Origin of the sequence: Planosporangium thailandense, assembly GCF_011947195.1 — a bacterium.
GTDB classification, from domain to species: Bacteria; Actinomycetota; Actinomycetes; order Mycobacteriales; family Micromonosporaceae; genus Planosporangium; species Planosporangium thailandense.
In genome coordinates, this window is the sequence record NZ_JAATVY010000077.1 from 1 (window position 1) to 1337 (window position 1337).

The following is a 1337-nucleotide window of genomic DNA, read 5'->3' on the forward strand; positions in this document are numbered from 1 at the left end:
TCGGACGCCTCGGTTGCTGATTGAGATCTGCGTGTGTCGCTGGTTATGGAGCTGCTGGCGAGGCTGTCCACGGGGTCGAGCGACGGGAAGGTGAGGACGGGCCAGGTGAAGGTCCGCGACGTGATCTGGGTTGGTATCGATGTGGGCAAGGCCCATCACCACGCGTGCGCGGTGGACGCCACCGGCAAGGTGGTGTTCACCAAACGTGTGGCCAACCGACAAGCCGATATCGAAGCCTTGATCGCCCGGGCGGGTAAGGCCGCCGCCCAGGTGCAGTGGGCGATCGATCTGACCACCGGCTCGGCGGGCCTGCTCATCACGCTGCTGCTGGCAGCCGGCCAGCCGCTGGTGTACGTGCCCGGCCGGCTGGTCAACCGGATGGCCGGCGCGTTCGCCGGCGAGGGCAAGACCGACGCCAAAGACGCTCACACGATCGCCCAGACCGCCCGGCTGCGCGCTGACCTGACGCCGGTGCTCGGCGTCGACACGGTGGTGGCCGACCTGCAGGTGCTCACCGCCCGCCGCGACGACCTGACCGCCGACTGGGTGCGCGGGGTCAACCGGCTGCGCGACCTGCTTGCCTCGATCTTCCCGGCGCTGGAGGCGGCGTTTGACTACTCGACCCGCTCGGCGCTGGTGCTGCTGACCGGGTTCCAGACCCCAGCCGGCATCCGGGCCGCCGGCACCGCAGGCCTGACCGCACACCTGCTCGCCGGCGGAGTCCGCGCCACCAAAGCGGCGTCCATAGCCGACGCCGCCCTGGCCGCTGCGGCGGCGCAGACCGTCGCGCTGCCCACCGAGGCCACCGTCGCCCCGCTGATCGCCCGGCTGGCCGCGCAACTGCTCGACCTGCACCGGGAAATCAAAGACCTCGACAAGCAGATCAGCGCCCGGTTCGCCGAGCACCCGCACGCGGCCCGCATCACCAGCGTCGGCGGGTTCGGACCAATCCTGGGCGCCCAACTGCTGGCCGACACCGGCAGTGACCTGCAAGCCGGATTCGGCAATGCGGGCCGACTGGCTGCCTACGCCGGCCTGGCCCCCGTGCCCCGCGATTCCGGCCGGATCCGCGGCAACCTGCACCGCCCCAAGCGCTACCACCGACGGCTGCGACGGGTGTTCTACCAGGCCGCCCTGTCCGCGATCAAACCCGACGGCCCCTCCCGCGTCTTCTATCGACGCAAGCGAGACGAGGGCAAGCGGCACACCCAAGCGCTGATCGCCCTGGCGCGACGGCTTGTCGACGTCATCTGGGCGCTGCTGCGCGACGGCCGTGAGTTCCATCCGTCACCGCCAGTCGCCGCACACGCGGCTTGACACGATCATTGAAACTCCTC

1 protein-coding gene is annotated in these 1337 nt (G+C 70.4%); it reads left to right on the forward strand.

Annotated elements, in window-relative coordinates:
* Positions 1-105: 105 nt before the first annotated feature.
* Complete coding sequence (locus tag HC031_RS32170; protein ID WP_167929229.1) at positions 106-1317, forward strand: IS110 family RNA-guided transposase; 1212 nt, start codon at positions 106-108, stop codon at positions 1315-1317.
* The last annotated feature ends 20 nt before the right edge of the window (positions 1318-1337 follow it).